The sequence below is a fragment of the Anaerolinea thermophila UNI-1 genome, from assembly GCF_000199675.1.
Taxonomy (GTDB): Bacteria; Chloroflexota; Anaerolineae; order Anaerolineales; family Anaerolineaceae; genus Anaerolinea; species Anaerolinea thermophila.
The window spans coordinates 1,938,881-1,954,461 of record NC_014960.1 but is presented as its reverse complement, the minus strand read 5'-3'; the positions used below and the strand labels follow the sequence as shown (position 1 = coordinate 1,954,461).

Annotated in this window: 14 protein-coding genes; 4 read left to right on the top strand and 10 right to left on the bottom strand. The window is 47.3% G+C overall.

Annotation, left to right across the window (positions count from 1 at the left end):
* Positions 1-4: 4 nt before the first annotated feature.
* The 5 genes from ANT_RS08705 to ANT_RS08690 are packed head-to-tail and all read right to left on the bottom strand — an operon-like array spanning position 5 to position 2,959.
* Complete coding sequence (locus ANT_RS08705; RefSeq protein WP_013560144.1) at positions 5-214, bottom strand: hypothetical protein; 210 nt, start codon at positions 212-214, stop codon at positions 5-7.
* A gap of 23 nt (positions 215-237) precedes the next feature.
* Entirely contained in the window at positions 238-453 is a 216-nt protein-coding gene (locus ANT_RS08700) for a hypothetical protein (RefSeq protein WP_013560143.1), read from the bottom strand.
* 21 nt (positions 454-474) lie between these two features.
* Entirely contained in the window at positions 475-1,245 is a 771-nt protein-coding gene (locus ANT_RS17990; protein ID WP_269447657.1) for a cell division protein FtsZ, read from the bottom strand.
* A complete protein-coding gene (locus ANT_RS17845) occupies positions 1,169-1,594 on the bottom strand; it encodes an FtsZ/tubulin family protein (protein ID WP_013560141.1) in 426 nt (141 codons plus the stop codon). The genes ANT_RS17990 and ANT_RS17845 overlap by 77 nt, the downstream gene beginning before the upstream one ends.
* Before the next feature lie 3 nt (positions 1,595-1,597).
* Positions 1,598-2,959, bottom strand: a complete 1,362-nt coding sequence (locus tag ANT_RS08690; protein ID WP_013560140.1) for a hypothetical protein — start codon at positions 2,957-2,959, stop codon at positions 1,598-1,600.
* Here ANT_RS08690 and ANT_RS08685 point away from each other — a divergent pair.
* Both ANT_RS08685 and ANT_RS08680 read left to right on the top strand, forming a co-directional pair.
* Positions 2,918-3,814: an SDR family oxidoreductase gene (locus ANT_RS08685; protein WP_013560139.1), complete on the top strand. Its 897-nt coding sequence runs from the start codon at positions 2,918-2,920 to the stop codon at positions 3,812-3,814. The two genes, ANT_RS08690 and ANT_RS08685, sit on opposite strands and share 42 nt — an antisense overlap.
* Positions 3,815-3,823: 9 nt before the next feature.
* Positions 3,824-5,245 carry a DUF3536 domain-containing protein gene (locus ANT_RS08680; RefSeq protein ID WP_013560138.1) on the top strand — a complete coding sequence of 474 codons (1,422 nt, stop codon included), beginning with the start codon at positions 3,824-3,826 and terminating at the stop codon, positions 5,243-5,245.
* On the opposite strand, the gene ANT_RS08675 is transcribed toward ANT_RS08680, so the two are convergent.
* The 3 genes from ANT_RS08675 to ANT_RS08665 all read right to left on the bottom strand — a co-directional run bounded on the left by ANT_RS08675 (position 5,242) and on the right by ANT_RS08665 (position 10,901).
* On the bottom strand, positions 5,242-8,703 hold the full coding sequence (locus ANT_RS08675; RefSeq protein WP_013560137.1) for an alpha-amylase family glycosyl hydrolase: 3,462 nt from the start codon (positions 8,701-8,703) through the stop codon (positions 5,242-5,244). The genes ANT_RS08680 and ANT_RS08675 overlap by 4 nt on opposite strands.
* Positions 8,704-8,751: 48 nt before the next feature.
* On the bottom strand, positions 8,752-9,639 hold the full coding sequence (locus tag ANT_RS08670; protein ID WP_013560136.1) for an AlkZ-related protein: 888 nt from the start codon (positions 9,637-9,639) through the stop codon (positions 8,752-8,754).
* 104 nt (positions 9,640-9,743) lie between these two features.
* Positions 9,744-10,901 (bottom strand): thiolase domain-containing protein, encoded by a 1,158-nt coding sequence (locus ANT_RS08665; RefSeq protein ID WP_013560135.1) that lies wholly within the window; start codon positions 10,899-10,901, stop codon positions 9,744-9,746.
* A gap of 270 nt (positions 10,902-11,171) precedes the next feature.
* Between ANT_RS08665 and ANT_RS08660 the strand changes: the two genes are divergently transcribed.
* On the top strand, positions 11,172-12,665 hold the full coding sequence (locus ANT_RS08660; protein WP_041454858.1) for a CapA family protein: 1,494 nt from the start codon (positions 11,172-11,174) through the stop codon (positions 12,663-12,665).
* A gap of 341 nt (positions 12,666-13,006) precedes the next feature.
* Positions 13,007-14,347, top strand: a complete 1,341-nt coding sequence (locus ANT_RS08655; RefSeq protein ID WP_172634603.1) for a CapA family protein — start codon at positions 13,007-13,009, stop codon at positions 14,345-14,347.
* Positions 14,348-14,350: 3 nt separating this feature from the next.
* Here the strand turns inward: ANT_RS08655 and fabL are convergent, their stop codons facing one another.
* Both fabL and ANT_RS16315 read right to left on the bottom strand, forming a co-directional pair.
* Complete coding sequence (gene fabL / locus ANT_RS08650) at positions 14,351-15,136, bottom strand: enoyl-[acyl-carrier-protein] reductase FabL (RefSeq protein ID WP_013560132.1); 786 nt, start codon at positions 15,134-15,136, stop codon at positions 14,351-14,353.
* Entirely contained in the window at positions 15,130-15,564 is a 435-nt protein-coding gene (locus ANT_RS16315; protein WP_013560131.1) for a DUF309 domain-containing protein, read from the bottom strand. Before ANT_RS16315 ends, fabL begins: the two co-directional genes overlap by 7 nt.
* Positions 15,565-15,581: the final 17 nt, after the last annotated feature.

Sequence of the window (15,581 nt, the reverse complement as noted above, 5' to 3'; positions counted from 1 at the left end):
ACTTTTATCCTAAGAAAAACACCAGACAAAAACCAAATACAAACCCGAACACTCCGCAGGCTAAAAGTCCAACAAGCCATAACCATTCCTTGCTTTGGTGAGAACCGGAAAGCACCAGGCGGGTAATCGTGCGAATGAACGTGGAACGGTTTAAGGCTGTAATGACCAGATTGTATGCGAGCAGTTCCATTTGGCTGGTTAGGCTAGGTCTCATACATTTGCTCCAATTCAGGTGGTTTATTTCGAAGTTGTTAACTTGGTAATTTTCCCCTGATGATTGACAACCGCGCGCACGGTTCGAAGAAGTTTACGTCCATCGGCTGTGATTGCATTGCCCTTAAAGACGAGCAAATGTCCATCAGGGCGTTCGGTGATCTTGGGAGCAATTCCGGCTACTTCTGGAAATTGCCGGTAAACTTCTTTACAAATTTTGGATAAGAGGTGAGTATCCATTTTCAGACGTTCCTCGGTTGATTAGTGCAATCTTCGCCGCATGAATGCCGGCAGATCCAAATCAGTTGCGGAGATTTCTGCTGGTATGGTAGTGCTGACTTCGACCGCTTGAGCAGGAGGGTGGACAGGCATATTTTGTTGAACGGGGAGGGGAGAGCGCAGAGCTTCAACAGGGGTGGCACCGACTCCTGTCACGATTAAGATGACCTGGGCACGATCTCTCATGCGTTCGTCAGTAATCACGCCGGGGATAATTTCTGCTTTTCCATGAGTTTGTTCCTGAAGGAATTGCATGGCTTCCATCAGTTCCATAAAGGTCAGGTCGGCACCGCCTGTGAAGTTGGCAATGATTCCTGTAGCCGAGTCAAGGCTGATTGAATCCAGCAGGGGGTGATGGAGAGCATGTTCTACGGCTTTCAGGGCTTTGGAGTTTCCCTCTCCAATTCCAATAGCCATCAAAGATCCACCTCCATGCTGCATCACCTGCCGAATATGGGCAAAATCCACGTTAATCAAACCAGGTTGTGTGATCAATTCGGAAATGCCTTGAATTCCCTGCCGGAGCACATCATCTGCCAGGCGGAATGCCATGTCCAGAGGTAAGTTAGGCGAGGCAATTTTCAGTAACTGATCATTGGGTACTGTAATCAATGTGTCTGCATGGGGTTGGAGTTTCATGAGTCCTTCCCGGGCATTTTTCTGCCGTTTTCCCACTTCAAAGCCGAAAGGCATGGTAACAATCGCCACGGTTACTGCTCCAACTGAGCGAGCAGCCCGGGCGGCAACAGGAATGGAGCCTGTTCCTGTGCCCCCCCCCCATGCCGGCGGTCAGGAAGACCATATCTGCGCCGCGCAGGACATCACACAAAACATTGAAACTCTCTTCAGCCGCCAGTTCTCCCTGAATGGGATTGCCTCCTGCTCCCAGTCCTCGAGTAGTTCGTGGTCCCAGCACAATTTTCTTGGGAGCCAGGGATTGTTTGAGGGCTTGCAGGTCGGTATTTGCGGCGATAAATTCCACGCCTTTCAAATCAAGTTCAATCATGCGGTTGACTGCGTTTGAACCGCCTCCTCCTAACCCCAATACTTTCAGGTTGGGAAGATGAAAATGGGAGTTAATTTGCTGTGGTTTTGTAAACATGGCTCACCTCTCACGCAGGATTGTTGCAAGGGCTGTGCCAGTTTCACTGATCCTCTCCACCAGAATGCCCTGATGCCTCAAATCATTGAGGTTTTCCTCCGGAATCTCTTCTTCCGTGGCGAGGATAGTTACCCGTTTTGCCTTTGAGGCTTGTTGAAGGGAAAAGCCTAATGTGGCTTTGTGTTTGAGAACAAAAGCATGAGAAGCCCTTAATCGCCAGTCTGTAATTGCAGGGTGGCTGTCTCCTATAAGTACGTAATGTTCTATTACGGAAGCAGAGTTTGGATGAACAGCCTGGGCAGTGTTCTTGGCTTCAAGACGATCCTGCCATTCCTTAATTTTTTCGATTCCTCTCTGAAACTCTGCGCTATCCATTTCCGCCGGCATCCACAATCCCAGGGTTTGAACATCGATATCTTTTCCCGCTGCTTGTTCGGAACGAATAAGATTCAGGATTTCTATTGCCTGCCATTCTTCAAAGGAATTCAAAGGAGTATCGGGTTTTCCAGAGTCAAGAATAAATAACGGTAAATGGTCAAATCCAAAGGATTTCGCTATAGAAGAGTACCATTCAAAAATACGGATGCCTCGATGGTCCTCGTTTCCCTGAATAGGGTGATACGGCAGACTGAGAGGCCAGCGTTCTGGACCACCGGCTCCCCAATTGAGGGGATGACCACAGGTCCATCCGTAAGCCGAATAACCAAACTGAAGATGAGCATTTCTCCTTTGGAGCGCTTGCAGAGTCGATTTCAGGAAAAGGGTATCCCAGTAATCTCCCCCAGGCTCAAGGGGAGGTAGTACGGGAAGAACTCCCAATTTGTTAGAAAACTCAAAAAGCGGGAGAATCTGATCAACAAATCTTTCTACCAGATTAGAAAGCACCCACACAGGAGGGGGCCATGCTCTGCGCATATTTGGGCGATCGAAGAAAATCAGATGCTTTATTCCTCGTTTTGCGTAAGTTTCAATCAGCAAATAAAGGTCATGGTTTTGGGAAGCATTTTCGATAGGGATTTTCAAATGGATAATGGGTTGAATGCTCTCTGCAATCCATGCGGAGAGAAAGTATTCTGGGATAGCAATGCTGGAATAAACAGGTAAAAACAGAAAAGTACCTCTCACCGATTTAATAAGTGGAATGAAGTCGAGGGCATCTTGTAACCGATAGTGTTCCATATCGGTAAAGTAATGAAATCCGAGGGGAATAGGGGATGGAGTTGATTCCATGCGGTATTGCCTCCACAGCGTTATAGTCAACATGTCTATTGCATATTGTGGAGCAAGAGTCGTGCCAGAGGATAATCTGCTATAATTCCAACGATGTTCCTTATCACCGGTGCAACCGGCTTCATTGGTCGTCATTTGGTCCCTCATTTGGTTGAAATGGGGCATTCTGTGCGTGTTTTGCTGCGCCCCTCTCCCCTTACACCTCTTCTCCCCGAAAAAGTGCCTGTTGAAGTGGTCATTTGTGCTCCATCGGACGAAAGGGGGATCCAATCCGCTTTAAAAGGCGTTAGTCATGTCATTCATCTTGCCAGTGCAGAACATTCTGAAAGTCCGGAAATTTTTCTCAGTCAGGAGAAGGCTTTTGCTGAAATCCTCGTGCAGGCGGCATTGCGCTCCAGGGTTGAGCGTTTTATATACTTGAGCCATTTGGGGGCGGATCGCTTGTCAGCCTTTCCTGCCTTACAGGCTAAAGGATGGGTAGAGAAGATTATTCTCCAGTCTGAAGTTCCATATACAATTGTGAGATCAGCGCTGGTATTTGGTGCTGGTGATCATTTCACTTTGCCTGTTGCTACCGCCATGAGAAAATCCCCAAGCGTTTTTTTTCTTCCGGGTGAGGGCAGAGTATCTTTGCAACCCTTATGGATTGGCGATTTGGTAATGGCGTTATCGCTTTTATTGGACGACCCCCGTGCTGAAAACCAGGTCTTTTCAATAGGAGGACCGGAGTATTTAACCTTTTATGAGGTCTGCCGGTCGATCAGGGATTTTTTGGGGTTACGGCGAGTGTTTATTTCCTTGTCGCCGGGGTTGTTGCGTTTCTTCTCTCGAAAGTATTCCACGCGCAGGCAATCCATGTTTCTCCCCCTTTATTTATTGGATTACTTAGCGGCAGACAGAATTACTTCCCTGGATACCTTACCCAGATTTTTGGGAATCATGCCTGAACGTTTTACCCATCGTTTACACTATTTGAAGGCTGCAGGATAATTTGTTAGCATGAAACCGTTATATTTATGCATTCATGCTCATTTCTATCAACCACCACGTGAAGATCCGCTTACTGGCGAAATTCCTGTTGAACCTGGAGCGACTCCATTCCGCAACTGGAATGAGCGCATCCATGCTCAATGTTATTACCCCAACGCCATTTTGCATAACTATGAAAAGATTTCCTTCAATATCGGTCCAACGTTGATGGAGTGGATGTTTGATTATGATCCGATAACTCTTAAGCGAATCATTCAACAAGCACAGACAAATGTTGAGCGGTATGGGGTAAGCAATGCCATGGCACAGTCATATCATCATACCATTCTACCCCTTGCCACACGCCTGGATAAAATTACTCAGGTTCGTTGGGGAATGTATGACTATGAGATGCGCTTTGGTTATCCCCCCAAAGGGATGTGGTTGCCTGAAACTGCAGTGGATTTGGAAACCCTGGAAGTTCTGGCCGAAAATGGGATTGAGTTTACCATTCTTGCTCCCTGGCAGGGGAAAGATATCCCGGTTTCTCCAACTCACCCGTACAGGGTGGCTTTACCAAATGGGAAGGCAATTTCGGTGTTCTTTTACGATCAGTCCATCAGTACCCGTCTGAGTTTTGACCCTGGGGCAACGGTAAACGCAGATACCTTTGTGCAGGAATTTCTCCTTCCAAAAGTCGGATGGATTAATCAAAATGGGGGTGCGCCGACGTTAACGTTGCTGGCTTCGGACGGGGAACTTTATGGACATCATCAAGCCTTTCGAGATAAGTTTTTAGCCTATCTGGTAAATGGAGCGATTCAGGATAAACCCATTGAACTGATTTATCCTGCCAGGTGGTTAAAGGAATTCCCGCCGACTGAAACGGTTGAAATTATTGAGCCTTCATCCTGGTCGTGTCATCATGGTGTATTGCGCTGGGCGGGGGAGTGCCCCTGTACGCCAAATGCCTCGTGGAAAGCTCCTTTGAGGGAAGCCTTTAATGAGATTGCAGAGACTATAGATAAAATATATCTGGAAGTTGTCGGGGAAGGTGGAAACAATCCCTGGGAATTGCGCCATCAATATATCCGGGTTGTGTTTGGGGAAATCAGTCTGGATGTGTTGTATGAGCAGGTGATGGGAAAGCCGCTGGATGTCAGTCTTCGTGACGAACTTTATCTCTTGCTTCGTGCTCAGTATGAGCGCCAGCGTATGTTTACTTCCTGTGGATGGTTCTTTGATGATTTTGACCGCATTGAGCCGAAAAATAATGTCGCCTATGCCGCTCAAGCCTTATGGCTTACTCAACTGGTTTATGGACGGGACTTAACTCAAGTTGCCCGGGAAAAGTTAAGACACGTAAAATCCTGGCGCACTGGATTAACCGCTGACGAAGTATTTGTCAAGCATCTCCAGCGCGCACAGGATTTCTGGAAAGTAAAGGTTTAGAGGGCTTCCAGCAGTTTGGCTACCTGATATTGGGAGGTTTTTAATCCCTTTAGAAGTTTTTGCACAATGTCAAAACCTAAAATGGCTCGCTCGGTAAACAGGTTGGCACTGGCATTTGGAGTCAGCAACGTTTCAAAAACAGATAACAGATACATCCACCAGACAAAATCCTCGAAAGCCTCTTGATTGAACCAGAGAATCTCTTTATACCGGTTGACTCCAAGGTAGCGACGAATTTCATCATTTTCTAACCATTTTTCCATGATTTGGCGAACTGGGGTTTTCAAATTCTTCTCAAACCAGTTTTGCTGCTCAATTAGAATACGCACCATAGAAACCACCTGAGAGGATTGCTGTTCGTTTAATCCCAGGCTCATTCCACTATCATAGATGGCTTTGGAAAGACGCCATTCGTCTAACCATGAGCGTGACAATCCGTGGGTATCTTCAACACCAGCAATTTTTCCCAAGTTGGCTGTAAAGATCCACCCGATCAGTGTTAGCCAGTGGGCATCTGCATTCTGGGAGATACCACCTCCAAGGTAACTCATTGCTTGGGCATATTTTTTGGATGTTGGCAGGGGGTAGCGATTGCCAAGGATTTGAATGGATAAAGCGGTTTGGAGCGTTAATTTCATGCTGGAAAGCATTTCTTTGCGATTAAAGTTGTAGCCACTGATAGCAGAGACGCCATCCAGTAAGCGGTTGTATTTTGCCTTTGCTTCTTCCAATAAGTAAGATGGCAGGGTTTGTTGTGGGGTTTTCAGGCGGCTTTCCACCAGATATCGAACATAACCGGGGTGAATAATTTCGCGAAATGCAGTCAAAACCGGACGTAGAACCAGTTCTCGAATGGCTTCTTGAATATTGGGTACACCTTTCCCGTTCAAGTATTCATATAACTGCCGGTAAGATTGCCACTCATCGTCTTTAACCTGTTGAAAATCCATGAAGACATGGTATTCATAGGCATTCAGCGAAAGGTGCAAACCGTTTTGGGTAATTTCCGCATTCGAAAAGAGGTACTCTAATCCCGTCGCCTGGTCGCGGGCGATGGTGTACCAATTCGCATCCGGATTGAGCCCCAGCCCTTCAATAAGGGATTTCTGAACCAGTGAGCGATTTCCCTGCCCTTTGACCAGGAAAGGTGTTGATGTTCTAATCCACCCTTCAGTGCTGGCAAAACGATTGTGGACAACAACCAGAGCTCTCTGAGACCCGATTCCGTTGCTGTATGCAAACACGTTTTCGTCCACCCATCCGTTTGGGGTGACAAAGTCATAGAAGAGGAAATTATCAATTCCGGCGAACAATGCTCGACGATGTAAAATAGGGGCAATTTCCCGACGGTGTCTCTCAATCAAATCACGATCGGGCTGTTCGTTCCACATCGGCTTGCGGAACTCCATCCCGTATTTTTCGGAATACCCCTCCAGTTGTCCATGCCCAAACATGGGTAAACCAGGAAGGGTGGACATCAGCACACAAATGCCAAAGTATTTATCGCCTTTCCCAAACTGATCTACTGCAGTGCGTTCATCCGGGTTGTTCATGAAATTCACATAGCGTTTGAGAATTTCCGGGTCAAATTCCAGCGTATTCTTGATTAATGCTCGATACTTATTGTTCTCTTCATTCCGCAACATATTCATGAAGGCGCTGTTATATACCCGGTGCATGCCTAATGTACGGACGAAGTACCCTTCCATCAGCCAGAATGCTTCTGCGAGCAACAGGGTGTCAGGGGCTTCCTGTGCAACCCTGTCAACCACTTCTCGCCAGAATTCTTTTGGGAACACTGTATTAAATTGTTCGCGGGTCATGCCATGTTCGGCTCGGGAGGGAATCGCTCCACCTGTCCCCGGTTCTGGATACCATAATCGTTGATAGTGACGTTTTGCCAAAGTCATTGCTGCATCGAACCGAATGATGGGGAACTTTCTCGCTACGTGCAGAATGGTCTGAATAACGGCTTCACGGACTTCGGGGATTAAGTAATTCAATTGCGCAGTGTCGTTCCATGGCATACTTGTGCCGTCATTCCCATGATAAATATACCTTGTTCGCCCATCTCGATGATCGTAGTATTTGAACACCACTGCCGCATCCGTTCGGTCGTAATAATGGTCTTCCAATTGAATGGTTACAGAAGGATCGCTGGACAGGTCGGGCCCTGTAAATGTATAAGAGGGAAATGGGCTGTAATCCAGTTGAATGAACCAGTCCGGGTGATTTACCAGCCACCGAGAGTCAATCCCCATGTGGTTGGGCACCATGTCCGATGCCAGACGAATACCATATTGCCATGCCCGTTCCCTAAGGTTTTGATAGGCGCTCTCTCCTCCCAGGTCTGAGGCAATTTCATAATCATAGAGAGAGTAGGCAGAAGCAATGGCTTCTGGATTACCACAAAGTTGTTTAATACGAGCCGAAGCCCGACTGCGTTCCCATAAACCAATTAACCATAGACCAGTAAAGCCCCAACTCGCCAGTTCCGCCAGTTCCTCATCGGGGATTTGGTCTAACCGTTGTATTGGCCGTTGGTATTTTTGCGAAAGTTGATAGAGCCAAACGTAAGTGTTTTTTGCCAGAAGAACCAGGCGTGGCATCCATTCCCGGTCAGGGCTGAAAGCCTCGACTTCAAGTTCCCCCAGGTGAAAACGGTCGTATACCGGGATGAGCGTAGGGCCCGGTCCGAAAAATGAGGCTTTTTCCTCTTCCTTAACCAGATCCAAACTGGATAAAAGACGGTACAGGAATTTCCCCAGAAGTTCTGCCCATCGTTCCCGAATATACTCTAACTGTCCGGTAAGGGAATATGGAACGGCTATGGCAGGACTGCGTAAAAAGTCGATTAAGTTTTGCCGATCTGGTCCAAAAAATGGTTGAGTTTCGAAAAACTCATGTAAGGATTGGATGAAAGGTCTATAAATCGTTTCAGAAGCCAAACGATCGTCATCAAATAATTCCACAAAAGGGTGTGTGGCTGGATTCTGATTGGTAATCCATAACATCATTAGTTCTTCGACAAGGGCTTCCCTGTTTGGAATTCCTTCTGTTTCGCCTTCCAGGTACTCTTCAGGAGAAACCTGCCCTAAATAAACTGAAACTGGGGGGAATTCCTGAATGAATTTGAGCAAGAGGTGGTCAATTGCGGGACTCCCAAACTGGTCGTTCAGGAATTGTAGCGCTTTTGCGAATGCTTGAGGATTGCGTTGTTGTTGATACAGAGATACCACGTGATGAAAAATCTCGTCCATCAATCCCAGCGCATTGACTTGTCCGGCTTTCACGGCTTGTTCCGGGTAACTGACCAGATCACGTTGCTGATTGATCTTCTGAGCAAATAAACGGGCAGCATGAAAATTCGCAAAAATTACATTGCCGTGATAACCAAAAAGACTTAAATCAAAATGGTAGCGGTCGCGAGCCTGACGGGAAACATGAAATTCCATCATTTGTACATACCTCTTGTGGGTTTAAGTTGATTATACCTTTCAAAATGTTTATGAGGTGAGTGTTAGTGCGGAGGTTTTTTCAACGAATTGAGGAACACAAAAATAATCTGATGAAGATTCATCCAATGAGATATTTTTCAGAATCGCTTTCCTTTCCACCAGTGATTCGCAGGTTCTTTCAATGAGCGATTTTTCCCATTGAAAAATACGATTTAAGTCGCTGATCCGTGCCGCACCAAGACTTTCCAGAGCGTTCTGGATAATTTTTCTTCTGGCGTCCCATTCTGAGATTGGATGAGCCTTATCGACCAAATCAGGGTAATGGCGCGCAGTCAAATCATAAACGAATGCATATTTCCAGGCACCTGCCTGGGATACTGCCACTGGGACCACACGAAATGTTATCTGTAATTCTTCAAGCGCACGGTTAAAGGCCGAATCGCTAGCCCGGCTGGATAGCCGCGCAGCCTTTCTAAGGGAAATTGTATCTAACGCCCCTTCTTTGATGAGGGCTTCGTACACTGCTTTCGCTTCTGCGGAGAGTTTTCCGGCTGAGTAATCGATGAGGTAATCTTCGTAAGGATTCCCGTAATTTGGAGATAAGGCATAGAAGTAGGGAAGGAGGTCTAAAGAAATAAAGGTGTTCTTTCTTCGTATGACTCTGCCATAATACACCAGATGCTTCCCAAGCCATTCATCTTTCCAGGACCAGGTGATATGCCCTGGATCATCGTGTTCGTCAGCCACAGGGCGATTTCCCGCTACAGCGGCCCATAAACTGGGAAATTCGATACCCTGGCAGGGCCAGAACAAAACATAGCCTCTCTGCTGGATAAATGTCAGTGCCTCTTCCGGATTCGTTAAACGATAGCCCGGATGGGTGCGGAACGTGATTGCTCGATAGTTCTCAAGGGCTGTTTTAGATATCTGCTTCATTTTTTTATTTCCAGTGTTATTTATAATCCAGTTTCAACATAATCAAAATAGAACCGGCATGACAAGATGCATCATGCCGGTTTGCTTTGAGCCAAACGGGTGAACTATTCTCTCATCAAAATATGCGTGATAATGTTTGAGCCACTTCCACCTATATTTTGAGCCATCCCGTAGCGCGCCCCATCTACCTGAGTGGCTCCGGCTTCTCCGCGAAGTTGTTGCACTACCTCGACGATTTGGTACATGCCCGTTGCTCCAACAGGGTGCCCACGAGCTTTCAAACCGCCCCGTGTGGCAATCGGAATTTTTCCATTCGGACGGATCTCGCCTTCCATGGCAAGACGGGGACCCTGCCCGCGTTCAGCAAAGCCACAGGCTTCCAGTGATAGTGCCGCCATAATGGTAAAAGCATCATGGGCTTCAAACAGGTCGATGTCCTCTGGGCCAATTTTAGCCTGACTATAGGCTTGTTTGACTGATTTCTCCGCTGCGGATAGCCAGAGCGGATCGCGCCGATGATGAATGGCAATGGTATCCGTTGCCGCCCCTGATCCTACTACGCGGATAATCTTCCTGCCATTTCCCCGTCGAAGCATTTCTGCAGGAACGAGGACCGCTGCCGCTGCGCCATCCCCCATTGGCGAAGCGTCTAAAAGGTTGATGGGTTCAGCAATCATTGGGGCTTTCCGGTATTGTGCTTCGGAGATGGCTTCCTGAAACCGTGCAAAGGGGTTGTGAACGCCGTTTGCATGTGCATTGATGGAAAACCCTGCAAAGTGATCGCGTTCCCATTTGTATTCATACATGTACCGGCGCATGATTAAGGCATTCAAAGCCACAAAGGAAAGCCCCTGGCTGGCTTCCCAGTCCTGATCGGCAGCAGTTGCCAGTTCAGCAGTAATCTCGTTCCCCGGGGAGTCGGTCATTTTTTCAACCCCGGCAGCAATTGCCACATCCACTGCTCCTGAGGCAACCGCCATTACGGCGCTTCGAAAGGCTGCTGCGCCAGAACTGCATGCATCTTCAACATGAAGGGCTTCAGCGCCTTTGATACCCACCCAGTCAGCCATGTAAGTTCCCAGGTGTTGTTGATGATTTGCTGAGCCGCTCATCATATTACCGATGTAGAGCGCGTCGGCTCGGGTGATACCAGCATCTAACATCGCGGCGAGAATGGCTTCTCCAGCCAGTTCTCTGAGAGATTTATCCCAGTGTTCGTCAATCTTGGTTTGTCCAATTCCCAGAACGGCTACTTCACGCATAGTCAGTCTCCTGCATTTGTTACTTTCATTCTAATAGCCTTCTCTATCAAAAACCATCAAATTGTACAGGCTTGGAGAGCAAAAGAGACAAATCTGACAGAGTATAATTAGCCTGTGCCCAGAAAAGTCTTGCTGTTCTACCTTGTTGTGTTAATTCTCCTTCTTAGTAGTTGTTATTCATCAACGGTAGATGTTCCCACTTCCCAAACAGAATCCCCAATCCCCTCGGATACGGCAACCCCTTTACCAACCAGGAATACTTTGCCCCCTGTGTCCATCTCTCTGCCTTATCCTGTATGGTTTTCTGAGGAAATTCCGCAGTTTGCCCGCGATTTAATTCTCCAGAATGAATCTTTCACTAATGCTCAAACTCTGGATGATGCCTCAATTGAATTTGAAATAGGACGTCCGCAAGAACGCCATGCTCTTCAGGCGGGCACTCTGGTTTATGTTCTGGCGGTTGCCTTTCCAGAAATTAAAATGTCCGAAAGTCTCAGTACCCTGAAAGAGATTTTGGATTCAAAGGCTTCTTTGCCTTTATTGATGAGCCCGGAAACGTACAAAGTTTTCTCTGCTCTCTGGGGAGAGCCTGCGCCGGCTAGTATTCAGGTCATGGAAGAGTCCTTGATGCTTGCGTACGCTTGGAAAACCCCAGGGGTTCTTGCCATACTTCCTTTTGACCGCATTACTCCCGCATGGCGTGTCCTTCCGGTGGATGGGGTTTCTCCTTTTGATCCGGAATTTTCACCGACTTCTTATGCACTTGGGGTACCCGTTCGTCTTGTAAAAAGAAAACCTATTCAACTTGAAGAAGAGGGTAAACATGACCTGTTTCTGCATTATCGAAGAGACCAATTGACCTTACTGGCGTTGACGGGGGTGACCGCTTTATCTCGCCGTACGGCTCAACGGATGAATGAAGAAGGGGTTCTATATCCTCAACAGGAAATTGGTACTTTGCTAGCTTCTGCGGACCTGACTCATATCAGCAATGAAGTTTCCTTCAATCTTCAATGCCCCCCTGAAAAAGCCCAGTCGAGAGAGGCGCTTTTTTGCAGTTCTCCCGAATACATTCAGCTTCTGGAGGCTGTAGGCACGGATATTGTGGAGTTAACAGGAAATCACAATCTGGATCGTGGGGTAGAGGCGTATACCTATTCCCTTTCCTTGTACAGAGAACGAGGTTGGAAGGTGTATGGTGGGGGAGAATCGCAGTTGCAGGCAAGACAACCTCTGTTGATTGAACATCATGGAAACCGCATTGCATTGATTGGTTGTAATCAGGCAGGACCAGAAACGGCTTGGGCGGGTGAAAGTTCGCCTGGGGCGGCTCGTTGTGACCTGGACTGGATGGAACAAGAGGTCTCTTCATTGCGATCTCAAGGTATCCTTCCTGTGGTTACATTTCAGTCTGTTGAGACCGAGGATTATCGTCCGGCTCCCATGCAGCGTCCTGGGGATTATCTTCGAATGGCCCAAGCGGGTGCTGTGATTGTCAGCGGGAGCCAATCCCATGTTCCACAAGGATTTTCTTTTGTTGACGACAGCCTGATTCATTATGGCTTGGGAAATTTATTTTTTGACCAGACAGATTCCTTTTTGACCAGTCAGGCGTTTATTGATTGGCACATCTTTTATCAGGGAAAATACATTGGGGTCAGGCTTATCCCTATTCGAATTGAGGATTATTCTCGTCCTCGTTTGATGACTCAGGATGAAGCGCTGGTTTTGTTGAAAAAAGTATTTGAGGCAAGTCTGTGGTGAAATTACCTAAGTGGCAGGTATTCCTGGTTTTGATTGGTTTATTGCTTTTGGGGGTGGCTTGTGATAACGCAAACCCAACCTTAAGTGAATCGCCTTCCATGCAACCGACCTTTACGCCGTTTCAGCCTATAAAGCCAACAAGTGCAGATGAGACCGGAACTGTGCTTCCTGTACATACCCCTGATATACAGTTCGGAAATTCTTCGAAGGAGATTGGAACTTCTCAGACAGTTTATTTTTCTCCAGCCGTTCCGGAATCTTTTCGAGTAAATTTTCCCCTCCCAAAAGAATGGCAGATTTCTGATAAACCAGAGAACTCTATCCTTCAGATTATTCCCTCGATGGAAGGGGCTATTTCGTGGGTGTATGCTTTGGTTGCTCCGTTTCCTACGGTTGAAGATGGGACAACTCTTGAAGATTTGATCCGTATCTGGCGCGGAGACGATACTCATGTCCTTCTGGTTACACCCGATACTTACCATGCAATGATCTGGTTACTGGGACAAAGTGGAAACAATGTGGTGCAGGTTCGTTCAAACGAGGAATTATTATCTCGTGCCTGGCAGGAACACACCTTGGCAATTATTCCTTTTGAGGAAATCACTCCCCGGTGGAAAGTTTTACAGGTAGGTGGAAAGTCTCCTTTAGCAAAAGGGGAAATACAAAATTATGCCCTGGAAGTACATTTTGCAGTAAAAAGCGAATCGCCCCTTCCTGAGGGTACTTTCCAATGGCTGTTGGAGCATCGGACGAATCGAGATCCGGGGTCTATGACGGTGCTGATGCTTACCGGTACCACTGCGCTGGTACGGGCAATCGGTTGGAAGATGGAGACGATGGGAATGTCCTACCCTGCCCGGGATATTTTAGACTGGTTGCTTGAACCCGATTTTCTTCATATCAGTAATGAAGTGTCTTTCAATCCACAGTGTCCACCTGCCGACCCGAATCAGACCAGTTTGATGTTTTGCAGTCGCCCTGAGTATTTGGATTTATTTCGAGCGATTGATGTGGAGATCATCGAACTGAGTGGCAATCATAATAACGATTGGGGAAGAAATGCTTTTGCTTATTCTCTGGAGCAGTTTCAGAAAGAAGGGTGGTTGTGGTATGCAGGGGGGCAAAATGCGCAAGAAGCCAGCCAGCCTTTGCTACTTGAACACAACGGTAACCGAATTGCTTTATTAGGGTGCAATCATGCCGGACCCCCTACAGTTTGGGCGACTGAAGACGAGCCTGGCGCGGCAAAGTGCGATTTTGACCTTTTGGAAAATCAGATTCAGTCTCTCCGTGAAGAGGAATATCTGCCGGTGATAACTCTTCAACACAGTGAAGTGTATCAATCTCCACCTTCGGATACACAGGTGCGTGATTTCCGACGCCTGGCACAAGCCGGAGCCGTAATTGTAAGTGGAAGCCAGGCGCATTTCCCTCAAGTCATGGAATTTTACGAGGGCGCTTTTATTCACTACGGCTTAGGGAATCTGTTTTTTGATCAGATGGATATTCCTGTCCAGGGAACAAGGCGTGAATTTTTAGATCGGCATGTCTTTTACAAAGGAAAGCATATCAACACCCAATTGTATACAGCAATGCTGGAAGACTATGCCCGCCCTCGCCCTATGACTGCTGAAGAGAGGGGTGAGTTTCTCCGTGCAATTTTTGATGCCGGTGGCTGGTAAGGCTTAGGGAACTGGCAGCGTATAGCCTCCATCGAGAATAATCACCTGTCCCCGAATCATGAAGGCTTCAGGAGAGCACAGGAATGCAACCACTCCGGCGACATCCTCCGGGGTGACCAGCCGTCCTGCCGGGGTTTGGGCAATGGCGTGAGGTATTGTTTCGGGATTGCTCAGAGAGGCAAAATGTTGCAGTGCATCTGTCAGCACCAATCCTGGGGCAACGGCGTTCACTACAATATTTTTGGGGGCTAATTCTACTGCCAGGTATCGTGTGAGGGCTTCGAGTGCGGCTTTACTCGCACCAACGGCAACATAGTCAGGTAAAACGCGGTGTGATCCAGGGCTGGAAATTGCCACGATAGAACCACCGCCGCGTTTTTCCATCAAGGGTACTGCCCTTTGGGTGGCAAAAAGGAAGGCCCTTGCGTTTACATTCATGGTCCAGTCCCACCCTGTCACTTTTTGCTGGAGAGCAGGACGATTGAAACCAGAAGCGGCATTGCTGATAAAACCATCCAGGCTACCCCACTCCTGCTCAATGCTATCAAACAACAGGTCAATATCCTCCGGTTTAGCAAGGTTGGCGCGGATTACCAAGACTTTTCTCCCCATCTCTCTAATTTGATTTGCTACTTCCTGGGCTGGGGTTTCATTTCGATGGTAGTTAATCACTACATTGGCACCCAATTCGGCAAAACGCAAAGCAATGGCTCTACCAATTCCTCTCCCTGAACCGGTGACCAGAATATTTTTCTCCAGGAATGGCAGGGTAACACTCATTTTTAACATGTCTCCATTTCAATGGGTTTGAAAAATTCTTTGGGAAATTGGGAGAGATTTTCTTCTCCCAATTTTAGGAGCAGGCTTTCTGCTTTTTGGGCATCCTGGCGTAATTTTTCTAGATGGACTCCACAACATACATCAGGAAAAGAAGAAAGCCAGTAACGACTGTAAGCGAACATTTTCACCGCCCCACGATAATTTCCGCGCAGAATGTGGTAATAGGCTAATCCAATCTGGAGTATTCCTCGATAGACGTGCCGAAGGACACTTTTTTCTGCACGCCAGGCAATCTCTAATTCTTCATGGGCGGCATAATAATCTCCCTGATTAAAGGCTCTAATTCCCCGCAAGGCAGAGGGGTGTATCGCTTTGGTACAGGCTTCCTCAGCTTCTTGAGAAGTACAGGGCTGGTTGGGGTGTAAAAGTTGATTCAAGATGACTCACCCAGGCG

Excerpts from the sequence above, each read along its gene's own strand:
- ANT_RS08705 (WP_013560144.1), bottom strand. The coding sequence starts at position 214 with ATGAGACCTAGCCTAACCAGCCAAATGGAACTGCTCGCATACAATCTG.
- ANT_RS08700 (WP_013560143.1), bottom strand. The coding sequence starts at position 453 with ATGGATACTCACCTCTTATCCAAAATTTGTAAAGAAGTTTACCGGCAA.
- ANT_RS17845 (WP_013560141.1), bottom strand. The coding sequence starts at position 1,594 with ATGTTTACAAAACCACAGCAAATTAACTCCCATTTTCATCTTCCCAAC.
- ANT_RS08685 (WP_013560139.1), top strand. The coding sequence starts at position 2,918 with ATGTTCCTTATCACCGGTGCAACCGGCTTCATTGGTCGTCATTTGGTC.
- ANT_RS08690 (WP_013560140.1), bottom strand. The coding sequence starts at position 2,959 with ATGACGACCAATGAAGCCGGTTGCACCGGTGATAAGGAACATCGTTGG.
- ANT_RS08680 (WP_013560138.1), top strand. The coding sequence starts at position 3,824 with ATGAAACCGTTATATTTATGCATTCATGCTCATTTCTATCAACCACCA.
- ANT_RS08675 (WP_013560137.1), bottom strand. The coding sequence starts at position 8,703 with ATGATGGAATTTCATGTTTCCCGTCAGGCTCGCGACCGCTACCATTTT.
- ANT_RS08670 (WP_013560136.1), bottom strand. The coding sequence starts at position 9,639 with ATGAAGCAGATATCTAAAACAGCCCTTGAGAACTATCGAGCAATCACG.
- ANT_RS08665 (WP_013560135.1), bottom strand. The coding sequence starts at position 10,901 with ATGCGTGAAGTAGCCGTTCTGGGAATTGGACAAACCAAGATTGACGAA.
- ANT_RS08655 (WP_172634603.1), top strand. The coding sequence starts at position 13,007 with ATGGAAGGGGCTATTTCGTGGGTGTATGCTTTGGTTGCTCCGTTTCCT.
- fabL (WP_013560132.1), bottom strand. The coding sequence starts at position 15,136 with ATGTTAAAAATGAGTGTTACCCTGCCATTCCTGGAGAAAAATATTCTG.